Source organism: Arcticibacter eurypsychrophilus (genome assembly GCF_001730525.1).
Classification (GTDB): Bacteria; Bacteroidota; Bacteroidia; order Sphingobacteriales; family Sphingobacteriaceae; genus Arcticibacter; species Arcticibacter eurypsychrophilus.
This window is the reverse complement of sequence record NZ_MDFN01000011.1, coordinates 1-23,497: the sequence shown is the minus strand read 5'-3', so window position 1 is coordinate 23,497 and position 23,497 is coordinate 1. Positions and strand designations below refer to the sequence as shown.

Sequence of the window (23,497 nt, the reverse complement as noted above, 5' to 3'; positions counted from 1 at the left end):
AGGAATGACCATCAAAAAAAAATCCTATAACCACCCTATAACTACACTTGCATTTGCATGTTGTTTGCTTATTTCAGGTATTGCCGACGCCCAGGAAAAGATTACACTGGAACAGGCCGTAGACCTTACATTAAAAAACAATTTACAAATCAAGCAAGCTCAGCTCAGTGAATCTTTATCAAAAGAGGATTTGATTGAATCAAAGTTATATTTTTATCCTACTTTAAATGGAGGAGCAAATCTAAATTTTAACTTTGGACGAAATGTAGACCCTTTGACTTATCAGTTCGTCAATCAGAAAACCACCAATTCAAATGGATCACTTAGCACTTCAGTGCCCATTTTCCAGGGTTTCAGGTTATGGCATCAAATATCACAATTTAAATATCAGTTAGAGGCCGATAAAAGTAATACGCGAAAAATCAAGAACGATCTTTCCCTTACAGTTGTTACCACTTACCTGCAGGTATTGAGTTATGAAGATTTACTTAAGGCATCAATTCAACAATTGCAGCTATCACAGTTGCAACTGGACAGAGAAGACAAACAGTTTAAGGTAGGCAGTAAAACGCTGGCAGATCTTTCGCAGGCTAAAGCACAATTTGCTACAGCTGAATTGAATGTAACCAATGCAAAAAATCAACTTGATATAGCCAAGCTTAATCTTGCTCAGCTAATGGAAAGGGATCCTGCACAAGATTTTAGTGTAGAAAAGCCAGTTATCGATCAAATAGGAGATATTAACTCCAATTATGCTGCCGCGGAAATTTACACTAAAGCGGCTGACAATTATCCGGATATTCAACTGGCTAAGAATCGCTCTCTTGCTGCTTTTAAGTCTGTTGATGTGGCTAAAGCAGCTTTATATCCCCGCCTTACCTTTCAGGGAAGTCTGGGATCAGGCTATTCTAACAACCGGCAACACCTGGTAAGCACTGAGTTAACCGGCCAAAATACAGTAATCGGCTTTCTGGAAGGAACGAATCAAAGGATACTAACTCCTGAATTCAATAATACATTTGAGCGAACAAACTTCAATGATCAGTTGAATGAAAATTTCAATCAAGCGCTCGGATTCACACTCAGTATTCCTATTTTCAACAGCTATTCTGCCCGTATTAACGTACGGAGAGCAAAAATCACGTATCAAAATGCACAAGTAACAGAACAGCTTGCCAGGAATAATTTCAATAAGATTATTTATCAGGCAGTAACGGATCTTAGGGCTGCAGATAGTAGGTTTAAATCAGCTAACAGTGCCTTCGAATCTTCCAAAGCGGCTTTTGATGCCATCAGTAAGAGATATGGAGTAGGACTGGTTAATTCTTTAGACTTCAATCAAGCTCAAACAGATCTCAATCAAAAAGAATTTGATGTCATTCAGGCACGATATGATCTGATCTTTAGAAATAAAATTATAGATTTTTACCTGGGTAAACCACTAACATTTTAAGATAGAAACGCCATAAAAATGGAACAGAAAAAAAAGAAAAAAAACACCCTCAAGTTTGTAATAATTGGCGTTGTCCTATTAATCATTGTGTTAGGAATTGCTTTTAAAATGGGGTGGATCGGATCTGGTGATAAGACAATGGTTGCAACGGAAAAGGTGCAAAAAAGAAATATTACCGAAACAGTATCAGCGAGTGGAAAAGTACAAGCTGAAATTGAAGTTAAATTAAGCTCTGAAGTATCGGGTGAAATAGTGGAACTTGAAGTAAAGGAAGGTGATGTTGTAAAGAAGGGAAAGCTTTTATGTAAGATCAGACCGGATATTTTGCAATCAGGTTACAATCGGGCAGTTGCATCGCTTAATACACAGCGTGCCTCTCTAGCAGGAGCCCAACAACAACTTTTACAAGCTGAAGCTACTTTTAGAAACACCCAGGCGAGTTATAAAAGGAGTGTTGAGTTATATAAACAAAAAGTACTTTCTGCGGCTGAAAATGATGTAGCATTAGCTGAGTACCAAAGTGCTAAAGCTAATCTGGAAGCATTAAAACAAAATATTATTGGATCAAAATATGGTGTTGAACAGTCCCAAGCTGTAGTTAAAGAGGCTGCTGACAATCTTGATCGTACCATTATTTATGCTCCTGTAGATGGTGTGGTGTCCAAACTATCTGTAGAACTTGGGGAAAGGGTTGTTGGTACTGCCCAAATGGCCGGTACAGAAATCATGCGTATTTCTAATCTCAACTCCATGGAAGTAAATGTGAATGTGAATGAAAACGACATTAACCGTGTCGCCATTGGCAACCTTGCAGATATAGAAGTCGACGCTTTTCAAGAAAAGAAATTTCAGGGAAAGGTAACTGAGATCGCAAGCTCAGCAAATGTTGTTGGTGAAAGCACAGACCAGGTGACTAATTTTAGTGTTAAAATTAGGATCCTGCCCGAATCTTACGCTTCATACATGAGAAACAGGGATAAAGAGAAATCTCCTTTTCTCCCAGGATTATCAGCTACTGTTGATATTCAAACAAAAAAAGCATCGGGGACTGCCGTACCGATCCAATCGGTCACTACCAGGGAAGATGTAAATATGAATGCCAGTAAGACTGCTAAAAAAGATAAAGACAAGCCGGATGTGAAAGAATATGTGTTTGTTTATAAAAATGGCCTGGTAAGACAGATTGCTGTTACCACAGGTATTCAGAATGACACCTACATACAGGTATTGTCCGGACTTAAAGGAAATGAAGAAATTGTCTCTGCGCCTTTTAGTGCTATATCTAAAACATTAAAGGATAGTATAGTTGTTGAGAAGGTAGGCAAAGATAAATTATTTGAAGGAGAGGCTAAAAAGTAATTTTATCCCCTATATACTAATTCAATATTTATTAATTACCTGGATTTTCAGCTGATCAATAAGAAAAAGGTACTGTTTCCAAAGAAACAGTACCTTTTTCTTTAACACCAGGGCTTACAGTTATACCTAATAATTCGTAAACTTGCGTGTATATCAATTATGGATCAAATTATAAAAATAGCAGTTATCGGAGGAGGAAGCTGGGCAACAGCAAACATTAAAATGCTATCCGATAATCACAGTCCGAAAGAAATATTCTGGTGGATGCGGGACAAGGAAAATATCCAATATATAAAAACATACAAGCATAACGCAAGTTATTTAAGCTCAGTTGAAATTAAAGTTCCGACTGAAAATATCAGCAATGATTTAAACAATATTGTATCTAAATGTGAAATCATCCTGTTAAATATCCCCGCTGCCTTTTTAAAAAATGCCCTTTCCTGCTTATCACCATCCAGCTTCAAAGGAAAAAAGGTTATCTCTGCAATAAAAGGTTTTGTTCCGGAAGAAAATATGATTGTGGGAGAATTTATTAACAAAACATTTGAGGTTCCTTTTGAGGATATCATCGTTCTAAGCGGTCCTTGTCATGCAGAAGAAGTGGCACTAGAGAAATTATCCTATTTAACTGTCGCCTCGCCCAATTGTGAATTAGCTACTCAATTTGCAGCTCTTATAAATACACGATACATTAAAACGAATATATCTGATGATATTTATGGAACAGAGTATGCTGCTGTACTAAAAAACATCTATGCTGTGGCTAGTGGAATTTGTCATGGTGTAGGTTATGGTGATAATTTTCAATCCGTTCTTATCTCAAACGCAATAAGGGAAATAAGTCGTTTTGTAGATATAGTACATCCTATTGACCGCGATATTAAAGAGTCAGCTTATTTGGGCGACTTATTAGTTACTGCCTATTCTCAGTTCAGTAGAAATAGAACATTCGGAAATATGATTGGCAAAGGGTATAATGTACGTTCGGCCCAATTGGAGATGAATATGGTTGCTGAAGGCTATTATGCATCAAAATCATTACATTATATCAACAAGCAATTTAAAGTAAACATGCCTATTTGCAGAGCAGTTTATGCAATTTTATACGAGGGTCATTCTCCTTCTATTGAGATGAAATTGCTGGCAGATCAACTTTCCTAATTTTTATCAAACTTACAAGGGACTGTATTGTTAATTCAAAAAATAATACAGCCATGAAAAATATGATCATTTGGGGAGTAGTTGCAGGAGCAGCAGCAGCTACAATAGTTGCTCTTATTCTCAAAAAAGACGAGACTGACGAATTGCTGAATTCAGCTAAGGGAATAGGGAACCGTCTCATTAGATACGGCAATAGACTAAAAGATAACCTCCTGAACAATGCCAAAGGTCCAAATGGCGAAGACATCTACATCGATATGTACGATCGTCAGTTCTATGAAAACCTTGCTGGCAAACGCATCTATCTGACGGATTAGCTAAAAAATATTGAACATAAAAAAAGACCGTTAATTAAATCAACGGTCTTTTTAACTATATATTATTAGTAACGTTTACGACGTTCACGATCGCCACCACCGGAAGATCTGCCGCTACCGCCACGATCTTCCTTGCGTTTGCCAGAAAAATCACGGTAACCACCGCCACCACCACTACGTTCATGACTTCCACCGCTATGACGTTCGCGACTTCCGCTGCCTTCACGACTTCCACTTCCGCCACCATCACGATCACCAGCAAGTTCGATACGAACTGTACGTCCCTTAAAATCTACCGACTTAAAGTTTTGTTGAACGGTTTCTGCAACTGCGTTTTCTACTTCAAAGAATGTATACACACCCTTCAAGTCGATTTTACCAATTGACTTACCACTGATCTTGGCATTATTACAAATAAAGCCAAGCATATCGCCTCTGGTAAATTCATCTACAGATCCAAGATTGATAAACAATCTGGTGAAGTCAGCACTAGGCGGACGACTTGATCTTTCAGAACGTTCGCCTCTTTCGGGACGATCACCACGATCACTTGAACGATCATCATGTAGAGGAGCATTCAAATCAGGGGCATTCTTGTAATAATCAAGGAAACGATTGAATTCAAGAGAAGCAAAACGTTTGATTATTTCCTCTTTGCTCATCTCAGAAAGATCATCCATTATGCGTTGAATGTAAGACTCCATTTGAGTTTCATTCACTTCAACGTTATGAACACGATGAATTAGAGCAAAAAGTTGTTTCTCACAAACATCAAATCCACTTGGAACTTCAATCTTAGTGAACTTCTTACCTAATGTACGTTCAATCTGTCTGATTTTACCTACTTCCTTTGCATTGATGATTGCAATTGAAATACCCGATTTACCGGCACGCCCTGTACGTCCGCTTCTATGCGTGTAATTCTCAATTTCATCAGGAAGAGAGTAATTTATAACGTGAGTAACGTCATTTACGTCAATTCCGCGAGCAGCTACATCCGTTGCAATCAACAACTGAAGTCCTCTTTCACGGTAACGTTTCATTACTTTATCACGTTGTTGTTGAGAAAGATCACCATGTAAAGAATCGGCATTATAACCGTCCTTAATAAGTGCTTCCGCAATTTCTTGTGTTTCAAGCTTGGTACGACAAAATACGATACCGAAGATCTCTGGATTAAAGTCTACAATACGTTTAAAGGCAGCATATTTATCACGGGCACGAATAATAATATATTCATGTTCGATATTAACATTACCAGTATTTTGTTTACCCATGGTTAATTCATGCGGATCCTTCATGTATTTCTTAGCGATCCGACGAACCTCTGCAGGCATAGTTGCAGAGAATAACCATGTTTTTTTGTCGTTAGGGGTAGTAGAAAGTATACTATCAATATCTTCCTGGAAACCCATGTTGAGCATCTCATCTGCTTCATCTAATACGACGAAACGTACTTGTGAGAAGTCAATAGCCTTACGATTGATAATATCAAGCATACGGCCTGGGGTAGCGACAACGATCTGTACACCACGTTTAATCTGACGAAGCTGATCAGTAATACTTGCACCACCGTATACGGCAACTACACTTACATTACTTAAGTTCTTCGAATAGTTTTTTAGATCGTTGGTAATCTGAAGACATAACTCTCTTGTAGGACACAAAATAAGTGCCTGAGGATAATTTTTGTCAAAGTCTAATAATTCTAATAAGGGGAGGCCGAACGCGGCAGTTTTCCCCGTGCCGGTTTGGGCTAATCCGACAAAATCGTTGCTGCCTGAAAGTAAAACCGGGATTGATTGTTCCTGGATTGGCGTGGGAGTTTCAAATCCCAGATCAGTTATGGCATTAACAATATCATGACGGATACCCAGTGTACTAAATGGGTTCATGATAACAATAAAAAACCGACTGTATTGACGGTATTCTGCAAAGGTAACAAAATTATCGGCAAAATCCGTTTAAACATGCGAATACATGCTATCTTAGACGTTCGGCGGATTTTAACAGCCTAATATCACTCCTGATTCCTCTTAAAGCCATAATAATAAAGAAAATAGATAGAGGCAAAAAGATAATTCCTAAGCCATAATTCTGAAATTGCAATCTCAAATCACCTAAAACCTGTTGTGCTGTAGATGCCAGCCAGAAACTATAGGCCACAATTAAAGCAATGGTGACATAGCATAATATAATTTGACGCTTCCTTTCTTTATACAAAAAAATAACAACGAAAGGCAGTAAAGCCAATAAAACAGTTACAATAGTTATTAATGTAAAATCAGCTGTTTTTACAATTTGCCCACCAACATTCTCATAAACACCAGTCACTTTTATAACTTTAGGCGTCCCCATCGCATTGAAAATTTGCAGATAAGGGAATAAAAACAAGGCAAAGATCATCGTGGTTGACAAAAACAACCATAAGGTTTGTATCCGTTGAAGCATATAAATAAATATCTAACCAAAATTACATATTTATTTTTTCAGGATGAAGAGCCGGATTTATTAATTTTGAAATTGAATATGCGTTACTTTGTTCAACTAGCCTATAATGGCAACCCCTTCCATGGATGGCAAACCCAGCCAAATGCTACTACGGTACAAGAAATACTGGATAAGGCATTATCCATCATACTTCGCCAAAAAATAGACACGCTAGGTTGCGGACGTACCGATGCAGGCGTTCATGCCAGAGAGTTCTATGCTCATTTTGATGTAATCGACCACTCGCATCAGCATGACCTGTTAAGTGCCCGATTTCTTAAAAGTTTAAACTCCCTTTTACCTTATGAGATCGCCATTAAAAAACTTATTCCAGTGGATGATCGGGCACACGCCCGTTATGATGCTACCCTGCGCTCTTACGAATACCTGATCCATCATCACAAAGATCCGTTTTTGCATAACCGCTCATGGCTTCTATTTGACCGGCTCGACATCAACCTAATGAATCAGGCGGCTGCAGAGATGCTCAATTATACCGATTTTACGTCGTTTAGTAAATCCAATACACAGGTCTTCACGAATAATTGCAAGATAATTAAGGCTGAATGGACAGCACATCAAACCGGATTAAAATTTACCATTTCAGCAGATCGCTTTTTAAGAAACATGGTCAGGGCAATTGTGGGGACGTTAGTTCCGATAGGCAAAGGTCTTGATAGTCCCGAGCACATTCACGATGTCATTAAAAGTAAAGATCGTTCAAACGCCGGCAGCTCTGTGCCTGCCTGCGGATTGTATCTTACTGAAGTAAAATATCCATACATCAATGATTATTAAACTTAATACCCTTTCAGCGATGATTATTCAACCTGCATACATCAATGATTATTAAAGAAATTACTATTGAGCAAGTGCTTCCCATCAGACAAATAGTTATGTATCCTGATCAGACATTAGAAGAGCTCACTTTACCACATGACCATGAGGGTATTCATCTGGGAGCATTTGACCAAGCCCATCAGCTCGTTTCTGTCGTTTCTTTATTTAAAAAGGAAAATGACATGCAATTCAGGAAATTTGCTACCCTTCAAAAAGAGCAAGGCAAAGGATATGGAAAACAATTACTAAGTCATATCCTCGAATATAGTAAGGTTCAACAGATCACCCGCGTATGGTGTAATGCCCGGGTAAATGCATTAGGCTTTTACACCCAGTTTGGATTCAAAGAAACCAATCAGACTTATCATCAGGATGGGTACGACTTTGTAATAGCAGAGTTGTTTTTATAGAAAAATCTGCTGCCTAATTTCAATTAACTAATTTTGCCAGCAATAAAGACATGATTATGGATGAAGATAAAAAGATAGTACATATTCCAGTGGTAACCGAGCAGTCACTACAATTTTTAGAAAATTATATCAACAACCCCTCTCCAACAGGATTTGAGTGGGAAGGTCAGCGCTTATGGTTAGATTATATCAAACCTTATACAGATACCCACTTTGTCGACAATTATGGCACAGCGGTAGCTATTATCAATCCAGAAGCGGAATTTAAAGTAGTCATTGAGGCACATGCAGATGAAATCTCCTGGTTTGTCAATTACATCAGTAAAGAAGGATTAATTTATGTGATCCGCAATGGAGGGTCTGATCATCAGATAGCCCCTTCAAAACGTGTCAATATCCATACCGAAAAAGGATTGGTAAAGGCCATATTTGGTTGGCCTGCTATTCATACTCGTAGTGGAGATAAAGAAGAAGCACCTACTTTAAAAAATATATTTCTGGATTGCGGATGTATCTCTGATCAGGAAGTTGAGGCTTTAGGAATTCATGTAGGTTGCGTTATTACCTATGAAGATGAATTCATGGTTCTAAATGACCGCTACTATTTAGGCAGAGCATTAGACAACCGGGTGGGTGGTTTTATGATTGCTGAGGTTGCAAGACTCCTGAAAGAAAACAAGAAAGAACTTTCCTTTGGACTGTATATCGTGAATGCAGTACAGGAAGAAGTAGGTTTGCGTGGTGCAGAAATGATTGCTAACCGTATCAAGCCACAACTGGCTATTGTCACTGACGTAACCCATGACACACAAACACCGATGATCAGCAAGGCTGCTCAAGGTGATCTGGCTTGTGGGAAGGGGCCTGTTTTATCCTATGCTCCTTCTGTTCAAATCAACTTCAATAAGCTGTTGGTTAAAACCGCCCAGGATAATAACATTCCTTTTCAAAGACAAGCATCTTCTCGTTGGACAGGAACTGATACTGACGCTTTCGCCTATTCAAATAATGGAGTAGTATCTGCTTTGATATCTTTACCACTCCGGTACATGCACACAACAGTTGAAATGGTACATAAAGAAGATGTCGATAATGTAATTAGTTTGATTTATAACGCACTTCTGGTTATTGATCCAGAACACGACTTTCGTACATTAAAATAAATCGATTGCAAAATCGTTACAATTACTCATAGGACAAAAAAAGGGCAGCGGATGTTATATCTGCTGCCCTTTTTTTATTATAAAAATTCTTCTATTGGGATACTGTTGTAACCTTTACATCAAAATCAAGTGGTGCAAAAGGGGGAATTGAAACTTGTCCAACTGAAGTAGCCGCAGATCCTGTGATTCCATATGAATATGAGGAAGGAGCTATAAAACGGATTGAACCACCCTCTTTTATCAATGGTATCATAGTTTGCCATGAAGGAATATAAGCACCCAAAACAGCAGTGGCAGCATCGTTGGTTTCAAAAACAGTACTATTTAAAAGTCTCCCAGTATAGTTAAAGATGATTGTAGAATTCAGGCCTATTGTAGTAGTACCAGTACCGGCTTCACTTATCTTGTAATAGATCCCTGTAGTATCATATTCAGCGAATCCTGTAAGGGAGTTGGCAGAAAGATACGTCCTAATCACCGATTCTTCATACTGCTTCAGCTTAGATCTTTCCAATACTTTCACCGTGTATTCTAGACATGCATTTCCGGGAATCGGACCACTGCCATTTCTACCATATGCCAGATTTGAAGGAACAATAACACGTATGGTGCCTCCCTCCTTATTCAACTTAGCCATGATCGTTTTTTTCAAGACTTCCGGAGCAAAATAACCAAAAAATGACGCGTAATGATTGACGAACGTATCTTGACTAGTATAAGAGCCATCTAACGATTTTACCGTATAAATCAGCGGAATCTGCTTGGTGTAGTCAAGATCAGGACCTTTACTCTCTTGCGTAACTGAATAGTAAACGCCAGTAGTATCATTTTTCTGCATGACTAATCCGTTCGTGCTGATATAGGCCTGGATCTGCTGATCATCCTCCTCTGTAATGGTTGCGTACTCTTTTGTACACGCCGCTGTTAATACTATAAACAACAGCACTATGAAGTAAGGGGATTTCTTATTTAAATTCATCAAATATTTTTTAACAATGTATTAATATTACTCTTTCTTTAAACCAACGTCTTACAACTCTTACTTTAATTCAACGTCGAAGTCTAATACTGAATTAGCAGGAATAGAGCCAGCCGCTTTCTGCCCATATGCCAAGTAAGATGGTACCAGCAATCTAATCTTTCCACCTTTTTGAATCAAGGGAATCCCTAACTGCCATCCATATATTAGTTCTCCAAGAGTAAATGGCTGATTTTTAATGGTAGTATCACCGGAATCAAAGACAGAACCGTTAAGTAAGCGTCCTGTATATTTCACATTTATCGCTGTATTTGCATTATATACCACATTACCAGTACCTGGCTCTATAATAACGTAATATAGACCATCTTCTGTCCGCTTTACATTTTCTATCTTATTTGCAACAACGAATTCGTTTATCAGCTTCTCGTCAGTCGCAAGTTGTTTTGCCTGATCATACTCATCTTTTTTACAAGAAGTGATAATCACCATGAATAATATTGCAACCGTAAGTATTTTTCTCATTTTATTAATTAGCCCCTATGATTACTTTGGCGACTTCCGGCCGCAAATTTATATTATTAAATTTTATATCCTATTATCTTAAATTTTATTCCATAGAAAGCTTTCAATAAATCGTGCTTTTATGACGCATCCAACCTTCAATACAAAATTTATGAAGATGAATTACACTTATAATCCGTTGATTAACAAAAAACTGATACTTTTGCAACCACATATTTCTGCTGTCTACCAAACAAACCGACAGCAGTATTGTCATTGTAATATAATTTAATGAATGTATGAAAAAGTTTTTATTATTATTTTTAATTAGCGGCGTTCTTTTATTGGCCGGAACTACTGCTCAGGCACAATACAAAAATGCACTAGGTGTGCGCGTTGGTAAGGCAAACGGGATTACATATAAGACCTTTATTCAACAAAACAAGGCACTTGATTTCATCTTAAACTTTGAAGATGATAATAAGAATGACAGATCATTTTTCCGCCTTACAGGTTTATACGAAGTGCATAACCCAATTAACGACCTTCCCGGTTTGAGATGGTATTATGGTGCTGGTGCTACCATTGGTAATGTAAATTACAAATATAACGACAACAGCGACTTTCTATTTAGCGTGGACGGGGTTTTAGGTCTGGATTATAAATTCAGTGATGCTCCTATAAATCTTGCACTAGATTGGAAACCCGCTTTGGTGTTTAGCCCATATTCCAAATTTGATGAGAAAGGATTAGGTTTATCTGTAAGAATAACATTCTAAATAACAAAGCCATAAAAAAGCTGAATCTTTCACAAGATTCAGCTTTTTTTTATACCAACCAATTCATTTAAAAGAACCAGTTAACAGGCTATTTTACCCACACGGGTAGCATGCCTTCCTCCTTCAAATTCCGTATTTATAAACGTCGTCACAATAGCCATTGTATCCTCCAAAGATATAAACCGCGCAGGGATACATAAAACATTCGCATCATTATGTAACCGTGCCAGTTCAGCAATTTCCTTCGTCCAACAGATTGCTGCCCGAATACCCTGATGTTTATTCGCCGTAATCGCTACTCCATTAGCACTCCCACAGATCAGAATCCCCTTAGTGTAGTCTCCCTTTTCCACAGCAAAAGCTACCGCATGAGCAAAATCAGGATAGTCTGCAGATGCAGTACTATATGTCCCAAAATCCTTAACCTCGTACTCCTTTAAAAATTCTTTTACTAACTCTTTATATTCAAACCCTGCATGGTCCGATCCGATTGCTATAGTCATTTTATACGTTGGGTTTCAAAAACATTATTTCAAAAATGATTTATACAGTTATAAGCCGATTGCCTTGTTCCTCTTTTTATCTACCCGCGCTGAAACACCAATACTGACTTCATAAAGTAAAAACAGGGGAAAACTAACCGTAAGCATCGTTAGAATATCTGGTGTAGGCGTTACAACTGCTGCTATGATCAAAATAACAACCACTGCATACCGCCTTGTCGCCCGCATAAACGTTGGAGTCATGATACCCAACTTAGATAACACAAATATAACGATTGGCAATTCAAACGTAATTCCTGCTCCTAAAGTTAATGTAGCCACAGATGACAGGTACGAATCAATCGTAATCTGATTCTGAATGATCGAACTTATGGTATAATTAGCTAAAAAATTTATCGATAATGGGGCTATAATATAATAGCCGAAAAGGATTCCTAATATAAAAAGCATACTGGCATAAAACACAAAACCACTTGCTGAATTCTTTTCATTCGGATTTAAACCCGGTTTAATAAACCGCCATATCTCATATAACAAATAAGGAAAGCCGAATATCAACCCGATTAGTAAAGATGAGTTCATCTGGAGGGTAAACTGTCCCGCCATATCTGTATTGATGATATTAAAGGGGATATCCTTGATACAGAAATCAGGACCAAGATTAAACTTCTCTCCCACAATACACATCATCCGATACGTCCAGAACTGTGGGTTCTTAGGCCCCATGATGATCGTATCGAAAATGAAGTCGTAATAAATAAAAGAGAGCGATGTAAAAAGAACGATGGCAATAGCTGAACGGATCAGGTGCCACCTTAAAACCTCCAGATGATCAAAGAAAGACATTTCAGCCTCTATCGTTTTACCTTTATCTTTTATAGACTCAATTAAACTCTTTCTTTTATTTTCGCTCATTATCTTTTAAACATGAAACCTGGCATCATTGATAATTGGTATCGAATTCTAATCCTCTTCTTTCTCTTCTACATATTCGAAGGTTTCCATAAACTTAGTGGTAAAATTACCAGCCCTGAAGTTTGGATCCCGCATTAGTTGACAATGAAAGGGGATAGTTGTTTTAACTCCTTCAATAACAAATTCACTTAACGCTCTTTCCATTGTAGAAATCGCTTCTTCGCGTGTCTGACCCGTACAAATTAACTTTGCAATAAGCGAGTCATAATTTGGTGGAATCTGATAACCGGCATAAACATGGGTATCTACACGAACACCATGTCCTCCCGGTGAATGGAAAATGGTAATCCGTCCAGGTGATGGTCTAAAGTCCTTTGCAGGATCTTCCGCATTAATACGGCATTCTATAGCATGCATTGCAGGGTAGTAGTTACGTCCAGAAATAGGCACTCCTGCTGCTACACGAATTTGCTCTTTAATCAGATCGTAATTAATCACTTCTTCCGTAACCGGATGCTCCACCTGAATACGAGTGTTCATTTCCATGAAATAGAAATTACGATGTTTGTCCACTAAAAACTCAATAGTTCCAGCACCTTCATATTGCACCGCTACAGCACCTTTTACAGCTGCATCTCCCATTTTTTCACGGAGAGCCTCGGTCATAAAAGGCGAAGGAGATTCCTCCACTAATTTCTGATGGCGGCGCTGAATAGAACAATCACGCTCTGATAAATGAGATACTGTTCCATACTGGTCCCCTATAATCTGGATCTCAATATGACGTGGATCTTCCACATATTTCTCTAAATATAAACCATCATTCCCAAATGCTGCACCTGATTCCATACGCGCTGAATCCCATGCCGCTTCAAAACCTTCATCTTTCCAAACCACACGCATGCCTCGTCCACCACCACCGGCAGTTGCTTTCAGTATAATTGGATACCCAATTATATTCGCAATCTCGATACCTTCCTTCACACTGGATAATAATCCCTCAGAACCTGGTATCGTTGGAACACCAGCCTTTTTCATACTTTCTTTAGCTGAAGCTTTATCCCCCATCGCATTGATCTGCTCTGGAGTCGCTCCAATAAATTTAATATGGTATTCACGACAAATTGCCGAAAACTTGGCATTCTCAGACAGGAATCCGTAGCCCGGATGAATAGCATCTGCATTCGTTAACTCAGCTGCTGAGATAATATTTGGAATGTTAAGATAAGAATCTTTACTCGCCGGAGGACCAATACATACTGCCTCATCAGCAAATCGCACATGCAAGCTTTCTCTGTCTGCAGTCGAATATACAGCCACGGTCTTAATACCCATCTCCTTACACGTACGAATAATACGTAAAGCAATTTCTCCGCGATTGGCAATTAATATCTTTTTAAACATAATCTACTCAAATGTACAAATATGAAAACGTGCAAACGTACCGATGATTCATATACATCTGCACATTTGCACGTTTTATAATTTAATTAAGCTGGTTCTACCAGAAATAACGGTTGGTCATATTCTACCGGACTTGAATTATCCACAAGAATTTTCACGATCCTTCCGGTAACTTCTGATTCGATTTCATTAAACAACTTCATCGCCTCAATGATACAAACCACTTGTCCGGCCTTCACTTCATCACCTACATTTACAAAGTAAGTTTTGTCCGGACCTGCAGAACGATAGAAAGTACCGATCATAGGCGACTTGACAGTGACATAATTAGCCATATCTTCCGCTGCTGCAATCGCTTTCGCATCAGCTGCTGAAATAACAGGCGCTACCGGAGCGGCTGGTACAGGTTGAGCAACGGCAACAGGGGCCTGTGGTGCAGCAGTTACATAAGTAGGCTGCTGATTTGTCTTTATAGTGATTTTAAAATCCTTCTCTTCAATCGAAACTTCATTAACACCCGACTTTGCGACAAATCTGATGAGTTCCTGAACCTGTTTAATATCCATTTTTACCGGTTAAGTTTTTATTATTCAAGTTTTTCGTCATTAGTAAGCCCATTTTAAATAAATGGAGCCCCATGTAAAACCACCTCCAAAAGCAGCGATAATTAAATTATCACCCTTTTTAAGCTTACTTTCCCAATCCCACAAACATAAAGGAATTGTTCCATTTGTTGTATTACCATACCGCTCGATGTTGATCATCACCTTTTCAGGAGAAACACCTGCACGACTGGCCGTAGCATCAATTATCCGTTTATTTGCCTGATGAGGAACAAGCCATGCTATATCTTCAGGTTTCAAATGGTTTCGTTCCACAATCTCACCTGCTACATCAGCCATACTTCTTACAGCAGCCTTAAAAACAGTTTGCCCTTCCTGATACGCATAATGCTCTTTAGCATCAACCGTTTCATGAGATGCAGGTCTTAAAGATCCACCAGCTTTCAGGTATAAAGAATGAGCACCCGATCCATCACTTTTAAGAATAGAATCAATTAATCCATTTCCTTCGTAATTAGGTTCAAGCAAAACAGCTCCACAACCATCACCAAAAAGTATACAGGTAGAGCGGTCTTCATAGTTAGTTATTGACGACATCTTATCGCCACCAACAACTAAAACCTTTTTGTGTTTTCCCGATTCTATAAACTGAGCACCGGTTGTTAAACCAAAGAGAAAACCTGAACAAGCTGCCTGCAGATCATATCCCCAGGCATTCACTGCACCAATTTTATGAGCCAGAATATTTGCTGTTGCCGGAATATGCATATCAGGAGTAGATGTACAGAAAATGATTAGTTCAATTTCTTCTGCACCTATTCCTCTCTTTTCCAAAAGTCCCAATACGGCAGGTACTGCCAGATCAGAAGTAGCAAGGCCCTCACCCTTCAATATTCTTCTTTCTTTGATACCGGTACGAGATGTTATCCATTCATCGTTGGTATTCACCATCGTTTCCAATTCATGGTTTGTCAATATGTAATCAGGTACATATCCATGAACCGCTGTTATTGCAGCGTTAATTTTTTGCATAATCCTCTATGAATTATTTAAATGCAGCTTTGATTTTATCAATTAGCTTCGTTGTGATCATACTTCTCGATAAGAGAACCATGTTTTTTATAGCTTCAGGCGTTGATATTCCATGTCCAATAATTACCGGTGCGTTTACACCAAGAATTGGACTTCCGCCATATTGTTCATAATTAAACTTCGCGAAAAATTCATCTTCATATCCCTTATTTTTGGTAAGATCATAAAATGTTTCTGCAAGTTTCAAAATCACATTGCCGGTGAACCCGTCACAAACTATTACATCAGCCTTATCGTAAAACAGGTCTCTACCCTCCACATTACCAACAAAATTAAACATATTCGTTTCCTTCATCAGTGAATGTGTTGCAAGCATCAACATATTGCCTTTCCCTTCTTCTTCCCCAATGTTTATTAATCCAACTCTTGGATTCGCAACACCGTGAATATTTTCAGCAAAAAGACTTCCTAATACACCAAATTGCAATAGTGTATCCGGTTTACAATCAGCATTAGCACCAACATCCAGCATAATTCCATATCCCCTTTTTATCTTAGGAACAATAGAAGAAATTGCCGGACGAATGACACCTGGAACAGTCTTAACACTAAACATTGCACCTACCAACATCGCACCTGTATTACCTGCAGAGGAGAAAGAATCAATCTTTCCCTCTTTTAGCATACTAAAACCTATTCCAATACTGGAGTTAGGTTTCTGTGTAATTGCTTTGGTAGGATGTTCGCCCATACCAATCGTTTCCGTAGTATGAATGAACTCAATAAGATCAGGACTAAAATTTTGCTCAGCAAAAACACGCTGAGCCAGGTCTTTATCACCGATAAGTATGAGCTTTTGTTGTGGTTCTAAGGCTTTATAAGCTGCAATTGCACCCAACACTGTCGCGTCGGGAGCAAAATCTCCGCCCATTATATCTAAGCCAATTCTCATTTCTCGAAAATTACCTTAAGCAATAGAGGTATTTTCAATAACTAATTTACCGTTATAGTACAGGTTACCATCTACATTGTAAGCATGATGTGGTAAATGAACCGCTCCTGTAACTTTACAGGTGTACAAGGTAGGGGCCTCAGCTTTGTAATGAGTTCTTCTTTTATCTCTTCTTGATTTAGAAATTTTCCGTTTTGGATGTGCCATCTTCCTGGTTTGTTTATTTTATGTGTTATTTATCTTCTTCAAAGCTTCCCACCGCGGGTCAGCCTCACTCTTTTGTTCTTCTTCTTCTTCTTCTGGTAACTGGTTAGAAAGCTTTTCTAACTTATCCAGCATATCTTTATCGCACCATTCGGTCTTTCCCGGTTCATCACAGCGATTAAAATAAGGTACACCTAAATTGATATATTCATATATCAACGGTGCTACGTCCAGCTCATGCTCGTTTTTACCTAATAGGACGATATCATCTGTATTATCTTCCAGATTCTCATCTCCGGTAAACTTCACAATCTGCCTTTCTTTAATATTCACTTCTATCGGAAAATCAGACACACATCTGTCGCAGCTCAGAAAGATATTACCTTTCCCAACAAACTCCAGTATGAGCATTGTTTCCAGCTTGTTAAGTATCAGGTCAACTTTTATTTTCCCAGTCTTAACAAGAGAATACTCAAACTCATTGAAAAAGCGCTCATCAATTTCATAACTGAATTGATGCTCTCCAATTTTCAATCCTACAAAGGGTATTCTATATTCGTTTAACAAATTCAAAGCACGGCAATTGAGCCTGCAAAGCTACTGAAATTAATGACTTGGAAAAAGTTTTTTTAATTTAGAGTTTCTCCAGCCCCTTTTAGTCCCTGTCTTTCGTCAGTTTATTTATTTTTAATGGGTTAGAAGTTAACTCTGCAATCTCTCTGCGTCGTTTTACAATATGTATGGCACTAAACATCGCTTCCCTGAATGAGCTCTCTGAAGCCTGGTTTTTACCTGCGATATCATACCCTGTCCCATGATCCGGAGAAGTTCGTACTACCGGAAGCCCCGCTGTAAAGTTAATTCCGTTATGAAACTCGATATACTTAAAAGGAATCAAACCCTGATCATGATACATCGCTAAAACCGCGTCAAATTTCAAGTGTGCTCCTGTAGCAAAAAATCCATCTGCCGAATAAGGACCAAATGCAAAAATGCCCTTTTCCTGCGCTTCATCGATAGCTGGTGTGATTATTTCTAACTCCTCCTGACCAATCAACCCGTTATCTCCGGCATGTGGATTGAGTCCCAACACAGCAATTTTTGGCTTTTGTACCCAAAAATCCTTTTTTAGGCTATCCCGCATCATCTCTAGTTTAGACAAGATCACCTCTTTAGTAATATTATTTGCAATTTCAGCAACCGGAACATGTCCCGTAACCACGCCTACTTTTAAATCTTCTCCAATAAGGAACATCAATGAATCCTTTGATCCGGTCCTATGCTGGATATATTCGGTATGTCCCGGAAAATCAAAGTCTGGGTTTTGTATCGTATGTTTATTGATCGGAGCTGTCACCAAAGCATCAATATTTCCTGCTATAAGATCATTTGTAGCCCTGTCCAACGAAAGAAATGCATATTTCCCCCCGATTTCATTTGCTACTCCCGGTTCAATTTTAACTTCCTCTTCCCAGCAGTTAATCATATTCGCACGCTTTGGATTCGCCTGATCCGGCTGATTGATTACATTAAAATTAAAATCTCCTAATGATAATGTCTTGCGGTAAAATGAGGCTACTTTGGTAGTGCCGTACACGATGGGAGTACAATAGTCATATATGGAAGGATCAACCAATGTTTTCAAAATTATCTCAAGTCCTATTCCGTTAACATCCCCAATTGAAATTCCTATTTTTATTTTCTCACTCATATAGTTCATTACATTCTATTACTTAAACGTAATCATACAAATTAAACACTTTACAGACAAATTCTCTTACAATATCTACCTTTTAATTCCTTAATTTGCAAATAAGGATTGTATACAGCCAACAGCGCTTATTTATAGCGGGTTTTGTTGCCTTCTTTTTAATTCCAATACTCATGAGTTCCGTACGCGCAAAGAAACATCTTGGTCAACACTTTCTAACTGACAAAAATATAGCACTAAAAATCGTTGACAGTTTAAAACCGGAAAACCGCTTTTCGCAAGTTTTAGAAGTAGGTCCGGGAATGGGCATACTGTCGGATGTTTTGCTTCAAAACGACCAATACGAAACCTATATGATTGATGTAGATGCCGAATCAGTTGAATTTTTAAATAAGAAATACCCTGCTCTTGGAACTAAATTAATAAAAGGCGACTTTTTGGAGCTTGATTTCCCAGCTATTTTCCCCGGAAATGTAGCAGTAATAGGAAACTTTCCTTACAATATATCTTCTCAAATCCTGTTTAAAATTTTAGATAACCGCGACCAGATTCCTGAAATGGTAGGCATGTTTCAAAAGGAAGTAGCAGAGCGTTGCAATGCGCACCCCGGCACCAAAGAATATGGAATTCTCAGCGTGTTTGTACAAGCCTACTACACCGTACAGTATTTATTCTCCGTAAAACCAGGTGTTTTTAATCCCCCTCCTAAAGTAATGTCTGCTGTCATACGACTAAACAGGAATGAGGTAAAAACGCTGGATTGTGACGAAAAACTTTTCTGGAAAGTGGTAAAAGCAGGTTTTAATCAACGCAGAAAAACACTCCGAAACTCCTTATCCTCGCTGATAAGTAAAGACAGAATGCCCGAAGATCCGGTTTTTGAACTTCGGGCAGAGCGACTAAGCGTGGCCGATTTTGTTCGGTTAACAAACATGATTACAACAGGAATTCATCAACCGGCAAGTTCAGCTGAGTGATCAATCGGCACTCAAACCAAATCCATTTAATAAATATCCCAAAATGAAGAAATTACTGATTGCAGATAAACTTCACCCTATATTTAAAGAAGAAGCACAAAAACTAGGCTATCAGGTGGATGACCGGCCCGAAATTACAAGGGCGGAGACGCTTGCCATTATTCACGATTATACAGGTATCGCCATTCGTACCAAATTTAATATTGACCAGGAACTTATAGATGCTGCTACATCACTCCAATTTATCGCACGTGCCGGCGCAGGGATGGACAATATCAATCTTCCTGCTGCCGAAGCAAGGAACATCGTCTGTATCAATGCTCCCGAAGGAAATCAGGATGCTGTAGGAGAACATGCGATTGGCATGCTTCTTTCGTTATATACCAATTTACGAAAGGCCGATATTGAAGTACGTGAAGGAATTTGGGACCGGGAAGGAAACAGAGGACTAGAGCTTAAAAACAAAACAGTCGGAATTATAGGATTCGGCCACATGGGACAAAGCTTTGCACATAAGCTCAGTGGTTTCGAAGTAGAGGTAATTGCGTATGATAAATATAAAAGCGGCTTTTCTAACCGCTATGCAAAAGAAGTAAGCATGGAGCAAATTGTCAAACATGCCGACATATTGAGCTTGCACATTCCATTAACCCGCGAAACCCAACAAATGGTGAATGACGAATACTTGTTTCATTTTAAAAAGCCCATCATTCTACTGAACACCGCAAGAGGCGAAATTGTCAATACCGCTGCCCTGCTGCGTGCTATAAAACAAGGTAAAATACGTGGTGCAGGTTTAGATGTATTAGAAGTAGAAAAGTTCCCGGCATTGGATGAAATAGAATGGTTTAATGATCTGAAGGAAAATGAAAAAGTGCTGCTCAGCCCTCATGTTGCCGGCTGGACGGTCGAATCATATCGTAAAATATCTGAAGTACTTGCCGAAAAACTAAAATTCATCCGATAATAATATGCTAATTGATAATACTGATACTAGGTTGTTAATAAATTGGGGTTGTATTTTTCAAAATCCTCATAAGCCAGCCAGAGATCTTTAACCGAATTTACCTCTATGTTTTCTCCCCAGGGAGTCCAGCTTGTAAACTTCATTTTGCTGGTCATTTTGCTACCCAGCAATGTGGTTTGTTCATAAACTCCAAAATTTCCCAGCGTGTAATACTTGATTTTTTTTTTATGATGATCCAAACTATGTGATTTGGTTAATTTAAAGCCCATAGTTTTGATCCATTTTTTAATTAATAAAGCTTTATTATGTGTCATAAAAGGCATTTTAATGAATTGGATAAAAATTTAATATTAAACACAAGATATTCATTATCTTCCTAATAATCAACACCTTTTAATGAAAAAGTGTGAATAAGTTTTGTTAACAACCGCCGTTACAAATTAATATATACTATATTACCAACTAAGTACTTTTTAAAAATTCGAAACATAGGACGCTTTTTTGTCTTAAAAAAAAGAGGAACACAAATAATGAAGACTATTATTGTATCGAACCGATTACCCGTTAAAATCACAGAAAATGGCGATCAATTAGCGTTCAAGCAAAGTGAAGGAGGACTAGCCACAGGCCTCGGTTCGATCTATCGTCAAGGGGATAATATGTGGCTGGGTTGGCCAGGTCTTGAAGTCACTTCCACCGAAAAACAAGATGAAATAAAGGATAAATTAAAAGATTTAAGTTTATTTCCTGTATTTCTAACACAGGATGAGATCAATCTATACTATGAAGGGTTTTCAAATGAAACGCTCTGGCCTATTTTCCATTATCATCCCACTTATGCACATTATGAACAAAGTTACTGGGACAGCTATCTAGCCGTCAACCATAAATTTAAAGAAGCCATATTTAAAGTAGCTGAAGCCGGGGATATTATTTGGATCCACGACTATCAACTCTTGCTCCTGGCAGGATTAATCCGTGCCGAAAAACCCGACATTACAATTGGTTTCTTTCTACATATTCCCTTCCCCTCGTATGAACTCTTCAGACTCATACCATGGAGAGCGGAGCTGTTGGAAAATATGCTGGGTGCAGATTTAATTGGGTTCCATACTTTTGACGATGCAAGGCACTTTATTAGTTCCACCACACGGATTCTGCCCGTTCATGCAACAGCCAACCAGATCAACTACAACGACCGTCAAATTGTTGTTGAGGCCTTCCCTATGGGCATAGACGCAGAGAAATTTGAAACCCTAACAGTCAATCCGGTTGTGCTCAACAATGTTGCATTATTAAAAGAGAGCTTTCAGGATTTCAAGATGATACTGTCCATTGACCGCCTGGATTATAGCAAAGGCATCTTACAACGGTTACAGGCATTCGACATCCTGCTCCAAAAAAACCCCGAATATATAGATCATGTGGTTATGTACATGATCGTGGTACCCTCCAGGGACACCGTACCTCAATATAAAGAACTTCGCGATGAAATAGATAAACTAGTGGGCAATATCAATGCTCGCTATCGAACTTTAAACTGGATCCCGGTACATTATTATTACCGGTCTTTTGAGATCGAGATGTTATCTGCTTTGTATCATGTAGCAGAAGTGTGTTTGGTTACTCCTATGCGCGACGGAATGAACCTGGTGAGTAAGGAATACGTGGCAAGTCGCACAGCCAACACAGGTGTCCTTATTTTAAGTGAAATGGCAGGTGCTGCTAAAGAGCTGATTGATGCTGTAATTGTAAATCCAAACAATGTTGGCGAACTTTACAGATCCATGATTGAAGCACTGAGCATGCCAATCGAAGAACAAAATCGCCGAATGATCCCAATGCGAGAGGTGGTTGCCAAGTTTAACGTCAGACATTGGGTAAAAATATACATGAATCAACTCAAAGAAGTAAAAGAATTACAAGCCTCTATGCAAGCTAAACACGTGGGCCCTTTAACCCTGACCTATTTAGAAGACGAATACAAAAAAGCATCACAACGATTGATCTTTTTGGATTACGATGGAACATTAGTAGGCTTCAAGACCAATATAAATCAGGCCTTTCCTGATGATGACTTGTATGAAATACTTAACGAACTGATTGCAGACCCTTTAAATCATGTAGCTATTGTAAGCGGGAGGAACCACGATACCCTTGAAGATTGGTTTGGACATATGCAGATTGATATCATTGCCGAACATGGGGCATGGCAGAAATATGCAAATGAAGACTGGACCAAATTACCAGGTTTGAATGATCAGTGGAAACAAGACCTGATGCCGGTACTCGAAATGTATGTAGACCGCACACCGGGATCCTTTATCGAAGAAAAAAGCTTTTCCCTGGTTTGGCATTATCGCAAGGTAGAAGAAGGCTTAGGTGAATTGAGAGCTAATGAGCTGATGAATAACCTGCGATTTTTAACTGATGATAAGAATTTGCAGATGATGGCCGGAAATAAGGTGATCGAAATCAAAAACTATGAAGTAAACAAAGGAAAGGTGATCTCATGGCTAGATAAATACAAATATGATTACATTCTGGCCCTTGGTGATGACCAGACCGATGAAGATATGTTTAAAGTTTTACCTGCTGAGGCGTACACCATTAAAATAGGTAGCAATATTTCAGCTGCCCGCTTTTATCTGCAAGATTATAAGGAGGTGAGAAAATTTCTCCGCACACTTGCTGCTAAAAGCTAATAATAATTTTCTTCATTTAGAGATTGAATACAATAGGGTTCTGGCGCCCAGTAAGAAAGTATCAGTTAGAAGACTTGTCAGATCCTAAAATAACTATACACTTGAC

The 23,497-nt window shown here is 38.6% G+C and carries 25 protein-coding genes; 11 read left to right on the top strand and 14 right to left on the bottom strand.

Features of this window, described 5'->3' with window-relative positions; all coding sequences use genetic code 11:
• Window positions 1-4: 4 nt before the first annotated feature.
• The 4 genes from BFL47_RS07505 (at window position 5) to BFL47_RS07490 (ending at window position 4,293) form a co-directional block, all read left to right on the top strand.
• Window positions 5-1,453: a TolC family protein gene (locus BFL47_RS07505; protein ID WP_069659189.1), complete on the top strand. Its 1,449-nt coding sequence runs from the start codon at window positions 5-7 to the stop codon at window positions 1,451-1,453.
• Between the two features lie 18 nt (window positions 1,454-1,471).
• Window positions 1,472-2,812 carry an efflux RND transporter periplasmic adaptor subunit gene (locus BFL47_RS07500; protein ID WP_069659188.1) on the top strand — a complete coding sequence of 447 codons (1,341 nt, stop codon included), beginning with the start codon at window positions 1,472-1,474 and terminating at the stop codon, window positions 2,810-2,812.
• A gap of 159 nt (window positions 2,813-2,971) precedes the next feature.
• Window positions 2,972-3,976: an NAD(P)H-dependent glycerol-3-phosphate dehydrogenase gene (locus tag BFL47_RS07495; protein WP_069659187.1), complete on the top strand. Its 1,005-nt coding sequence runs from the start codon at window positions 2,972-2,974 to the stop codon at window positions 3,974-3,976.
• A gap of 53 nt (window positions 3,977-4,029) precedes the next feature.
• On the top strand, window positions 4,030-4,293 hold the full coding sequence (locus BFL47_RS07490) for a hypothetical protein (protein WP_069659186.1): 264 nt from the start codon (window positions 4,030-4,032) through the stop codon (window positions 4,291-4,293).
• 65 nt (window positions 4,294-4,358) lie between these two features.
• Here BFL47_RS07490 and BFL47_RS07485 read toward each other — a convergent pair whose 3' ends face one another.
• Together BFL47_RS07485 and BFL47_RS07480 are read right to left on the bottom strand one after the other, a co-directional pair.
• Complete coding sequence (locus BFL47_RS07485) at window positions 4,359-6,188, bottom strand: DEAD/DEAH box helicase (RefSeq protein WP_069659185.1); 1,830 nt, start codon at window positions 6,186-6,188, stop codon at window positions 4,359-4,361.
• 88 nt (window positions 6,189-6,276) lie between these two features.
• Window positions 6,277-6,744 carry a DUF4293 domain-containing protein gene (locus BFL47_RS07480; protein ID WP_069659184.1) on the bottom strand — a complete coding sequence of 156 codons (468 nt, stop codon included), beginning with the start codon at window positions 6,742-6,744 and terminating at the stop codon, window positions 6,277-6,279.
• A gap of 78 nt (window positions 6,745-6,822) precedes the next feature.
• Here BFL47_RS07480 and truA point away from each other — a divergent pair, with 78 nt between their 5' ends.
• The 3 genes from truA to BFL47_RS07465 are packed head-to-tail and all read left to right on the top strand — an operon-like array spanning window position 6,823 to window position 9,196.
• Window positions 6,823-7,581, top strand: coding sequence for a tRNA pseudouridine(38-40) synthase TruA (truA, locus tag BFL47_RS07475; protein ID WP_069659274.1), 759 nt, complete (start codon window positions 6,823-6,825; stop codon window positions 7,579-7,581).
• A 44-nt stretch (window positions 7,582-7,625) separates the two neighbouring features.
• Window positions 7,626-8,033, top strand: a complete 408-nt coding sequence (locus BFL47_RS07470) for a GNAT family N-acetyltransferase (protein ID WP_069659183.1) — start codon at window positions 7,626-7,628, stop codon at window positions 8,031-8,033.
• Between the two features lie 50 nt (window positions 8,034-8,083).
• Entirely contained in the window at window positions 8,084-9,196 is a 1,113-nt protein-coding gene (locus tag BFL47_RS07465) for a M42 family metallopeptidase (RefSeq protein ID WP_069659182.1), read from the top strand.
• Window positions 9,197-9,287: 91 nt separating this feature from the next.
• Here BFL47_RS07465 and BFL47_RS07460 read toward each other — a convergent pair whose 3' ends face one another.
• Entirely contained in the window at window positions 9,288-10,175 is an 888-nt protein-coding gene (locus BFL47_RS07460; protein ID WP_069659181.1) for an FKBP-type peptidyl-prolyl cis-trans isomerase, read from the bottom strand.
• Between the two features lie 60 nt (window positions 10,176-10,235).
• Entirely contained in the window at window positions 10,236-10,700 is a 465-nt protein-coding gene (locus tag BFL47_RS07455) for an FKBP-type peptidyl-prolyl cis-trans isomerase (RefSeq protein ID WP_069659180.1), read from the bottom strand.
• 278 nt (window positions 10,701-10,978) lie between these two features.
• Between BFL47_RS07455 and BFL47_RS07450 the strand changes: the two genes are divergently transcribed.
• Window positions 10,979-11,458, top strand: a complete 480-nt coding sequence (locus tag BFL47_RS07450; RefSeq protein WP_069659179.1) for a hypothetical protein — start codon at window positions 10,979-10,981, stop codon at window positions 11,456-11,458.
• A gap of 80 nt (window positions 11,459-11,538) precedes the next feature.
• On the opposite strand, the gene rpiB is transcribed toward BFL47_RS07450, so the two are convergent.
• From rpiB to pdxA, 9 genes are all read right to left on the bottom strand, one after another.
• Entirely contained in the window at window positions 11,539-11,961 is a 423-nt protein-coding gene (rpiB, locus tag BFL47_RS07445; protein ID WP_069659178.1) for a ribose 5-phosphate isomerase B, read from the bottom strand.
• 48 nt (window positions 11,962-12,009) lie between these two features.
• Complete coding sequence (gene tatC / locus BFL47_RS07440) at window positions 12,010-12,876, bottom strand: twin-arginine translocase subunit TatC (RefSeq protein ID WP_069659177.1); 867 nt, start codon at window positions 12,874-12,876, stop codon at window positions 12,010-12,012.
• 48 nt (window positions 12,877-12,924) lie between these two features.
• The gene (accC, locus tag BFL47_RS07435; protein ID WP_069659176.1) at window positions 12,925-14,280 is read right to left on the bottom strand and encodes an acetyl-CoA carboxylase biotin carboxylase subunit; all 1,356 of its coding nucleotides are present in this window, start codon (window positions 14,278-14,280) and stop codon (window positions 12,925-12,927) included.
• Window positions 14,281-14,366: 86 nt separating this feature from the next.
• Window positions 14,367-14,846 carry an acetyl-CoA carboxylase biotin carboxyl carrier protein gene (accB, locus tag BFL47_RS07430; RefSeq protein WP_069659175.1) on the bottom strand — a complete coding sequence of 160 codons (480 nt, stop codon included), beginning with the start codon at window positions 14,844-14,846 and terminating at the stop codon, window positions 14,367-14,369.
• A 39-nt stretch (window positions 14,847-14,885) separates the two neighbouring features.
• Window positions 14,886-15,875, bottom strand: a complete 990-nt coding sequence (locus tag BFL47_RS07425; protein WP_069659174.1) for a beta-ketoacyl-ACP synthase III — start codon at window positions 15,873-15,875, stop codon at window positions 14,886-14,888.
• Window positions 15,876-15,888: 13 nt separating this feature from the next.
• Window positions 15,889-16,827 (bottom strand): phosphate acyltransferase PlsX, encoded by a 939-nt coding sequence (gene plsX / locus BFL47_RS07420; protein ID WP_069659173.1) that lies wholly within the window; start codon window positions 16,825-16,827, stop codon window positions 15,889-15,891.
• A 15-nt stretch (window positions 16,828-16,842) separates the two neighbouring features.
• Window positions 16,843-17,034: a 50S ribosomal protein L32 gene (gene rpmF, locus BFL47_RS07415; protein WP_016194850.1), complete on the bottom strand. Its 192-nt coding sequence runs from the start codon at window positions 17,032-17,034 to the stop codon at window positions 16,843-16,845.
• Window positions 17,035-17,052: 18 nt separating this feature from the next.
• Window positions 17,053-17,604: a YceD family protein gene (locus BFL47_RS07410; protein WP_069659172.1), complete on the bottom strand. Its 552-nt coding sequence runs from the start codon at window positions 17,602-17,604 to the stop codon at window positions 17,053-17,055.
• An 82-nt stretch (window positions 17,605-17,686) separates the two neighbouring features.
• Window positions 17,687-18,742: a 4-hydroxythreonine-4-phosphate dehydrogenase PdxA gene (pdxA, locus tag BFL47_RS07405; protein ID WP_069659273.1), complete on the bottom strand. Its 1,056-nt coding sequence runs from the start codon at window positions 18,740-18,742 to the stop codon at window positions 17,687-17,689.
• 173 nt (window positions 18,743-18,915) lie between these two features.
• On the opposite strand from pdxA, the gene rsmA reads away from it, so the two are divergent.
• Entirely contained in the window at window positions 18,916-19,719 is an 804-nt protein-coding gene (gene rsmA, locus BFL47_RS07400; RefSeq protein ID WP_069659171.1) for a 16S rRNA (adenine(1518)-N(6)/adenine(1519)-N(6))-dimethyltransferase RsmA, read from the top strand.
• A 43-nt stretch (window positions 19,720-19,762) separates the two neighbouring features.
• Window positions 19,763-20,686, top strand: a complete 924-nt coding sequence (locus tag BFL47_RS07395) for an NAD(P)-dependent oxidoreductase (protein ID WP_069659170.1) — start codon at window positions 19,763-19,765, stop codon at window positions 20,684-20,686.
• A 26-nt stretch (window positions 20,687-20,712) separates the two neighbouring features.
• On the opposite strand, the gene BFL47_RS07390 is transcribed toward BFL47_RS07395, so the two are convergent.
• Window positions 20,713-21,000: a hypothetical protein gene (locus BFL47_RS07390; protein WP_131678280.1), complete on the bottom strand. Its 288-nt coding sequence runs from the start codon at window positions 20,998-21,000 to the stop codon at window positions 20,713-20,715.
• Between the two features lie 216 nt (window positions 21,001-21,216).
• Here BFL47_RS07390 and BFL47_RS07385 point away from each other — a divergent pair, with 216 nt between their 5' ends.
• Window positions 21,217-23,391: a bifunctional alpha,alpha-trehalose-phosphate synthase (UDP-forming)/trehalose-phosphatase gene (locus BFL47_RS07385; RefSeq protein ID WP_083257064.1), complete on the top strand. Its 2,175-nt coding sequence runs from the start codon at window positions 21,217-21,219 to the stop codon at window positions 23,389-23,391.
• Window positions 23,392-23,497: the final 106 nt, after the last annotated feature.

What these genes read in the sequence shown, in the direction of transcription:
- BFL47_RS07505 (WP_069659189.1), top strand. Translation starts at nt 5, where the DNA reads ATGACCATCAAAAAAAAATCCTATAACCACCCTATAACTACACTTGCA.
- BFL47_RS07500 (WP_069659188.1), top strand. Translation starts at nt 1,472, where the DNA reads ATGGAACAGAAAAAAAAGAAAAAAAACACCCTCAAGTTTGTAATAATT.
- BFL47_RS07495 (WP_069659187.1), top strand. Translation starts at nt 2,972, where the DNA reads ATGGATCAAATTATAAAAATAGCAGTTATCGGAGGAGGAAGCTGGGCA.
- BFL47_RS07490 (WP_069659186.1), top strand. Translation starts at nt 4,030, where the DNA reads ATGAAAAATATGATCATTTGGGGAGTAGTTGCAGGAGCAGCAGCAGCT.
- BFL47_RS07485 (WP_069659185.1), bottom strand. Translation starts at nt 6,188, where the DNA reads ATGAACCCATTTAGTACACTGGGTATCCGTCATGATATTGTTAATGCC.
- BFL47_RS07480 (WP_069659184.1), bottom strand. Translation starts at nt 6,744, where the DNA reads ATGCTTCAACGGATACAAACCTTATGGTTGTTTTTGTCAACCACGATG.
- truA (WP_069659274.1), top strand. Translation starts at nt 6,823, where the DNA reads ATGCGTTACTTTGTTCAACTAGCCTATAATGGCAACCCCTTCCATGGA.
- BFL47_RS07470 (WP_069659183.1), top strand. Translation starts at nt 7,626, where the DNA reads ATGATTATTAAAGAAATTACTATTGAGCAAGTGCTTCCCATCAGACAA.
- BFL47_RS07465 (WP_069659182.1), top strand. Translation starts at nt 8,084, where the DNA reads ATGATTATGGATGAAGATAAAAAGATAGTACATATTCCAGTGGTAACC.
- BFL47_RS07460 (WP_069659181.1), bottom strand. Translation starts at nt 10,175, where the DNA reads ATGAATTTAAATAAGAAATCCCCTTACTTCATAGTGCTGTTGTTTATA.
- BFL47_RS07455 (WP_069659180.1), bottom strand. Translation starts at nt 10,700, where the DNA reads ATGAGAAAAATACTTACGGTTGCAATATTATTCATGGTGATTATCACT.
- BFL47_RS07450 (WP_069659179.1), top strand. Translation starts at nt 10,979, where the DNA reads ATGAAAAAGTTTTTATTATTATTTTTAATTAGCGGCGTTCTTTTATTG.
- rpiB (WP_069659178.1), bottom strand. Translation starts at nt 11,961, where the DNA reads ATGACTATAGCAATCGGATCGGACCATGCAGGGTTTGAATATAAAGAG.
- tatC (WP_069659177.1), bottom strand. Translation starts at nt 12,876, where the DNA reads ATGAGCGAAAATAAAAGAAAGAGTTTAATTGAGTCTATAAAAGATAAA.
- accC (WP_069659176.1), bottom strand. Translation starts at nt 14,280, where the DNA reads ATGTTTAAAAAGATATTAATTGCCAATCGCGGAGAAATTGCTTTACGT.
- accB (WP_069659175.1), bottom strand. Translation starts at nt 14,846, where the DNA reads ATGGATATTAAACAGGTTCAGGAACTCATCAGATTTGTCGCAAAGTCG.
- BFL47_RS07425 (WP_069659174.1), bottom strand. Translation starts at nt 15,875, where the DNA reads ATGCAAAAAATTAACGCTGCAATAACAGCGGTTCATGGATATGTACCT.
- plsX (WP_069659173.1), bottom strand. Translation starts at nt 16,827, where the DNA reads ATGAGAATTGGCTTAGATATAATGGGCGGAGATTTTGCTCCCGACGCG.
- rpmF (WP_016194850.1), bottom strand. Translation starts at nt 17,034, where the DNA reads ATGGCACATCCAAAACGGAAAATTTCTAAATCAAGAAGAGATAAAAGA.
- pdxA (WP_069659273.1), bottom strand. Translation starts at nt 18,742, where the DNA reads ATGAGTGAGAAAATAAAAATAGGAATTTCAATTGGGGATGTTAACGGA.
- rsmA (WP_069659171.1), top strand. Translation starts at nt 18,916, where the DNA reads ATGAGTTCCGTACGCGCAAAGAAACATCTTGGTCAACACTTTCTAACT.
- BFL47_RS07395 (WP_069659170.1), top strand. Translation starts at nt 19,763, where the DNA reads ATGAAGAAATTACTGATTGCAGATAAACTTCACCCTATATTTAAAGAA.
- BFL47_RS07390 (WP_131678280.1), bottom strand. Translation starts at nt 21,000, where the DNA reads ATGACACATAATAAAGCTTTATTAATTAAAAAATGGATCAAAACTATG.
- BFL47_RS07385 (WP_083257064.1), top strand. Translation starts at nt 21,217, where the DNA reads ATGAAGACTATTATTGTATCGAACCGATTACCCGTTAAAATCACAGAA.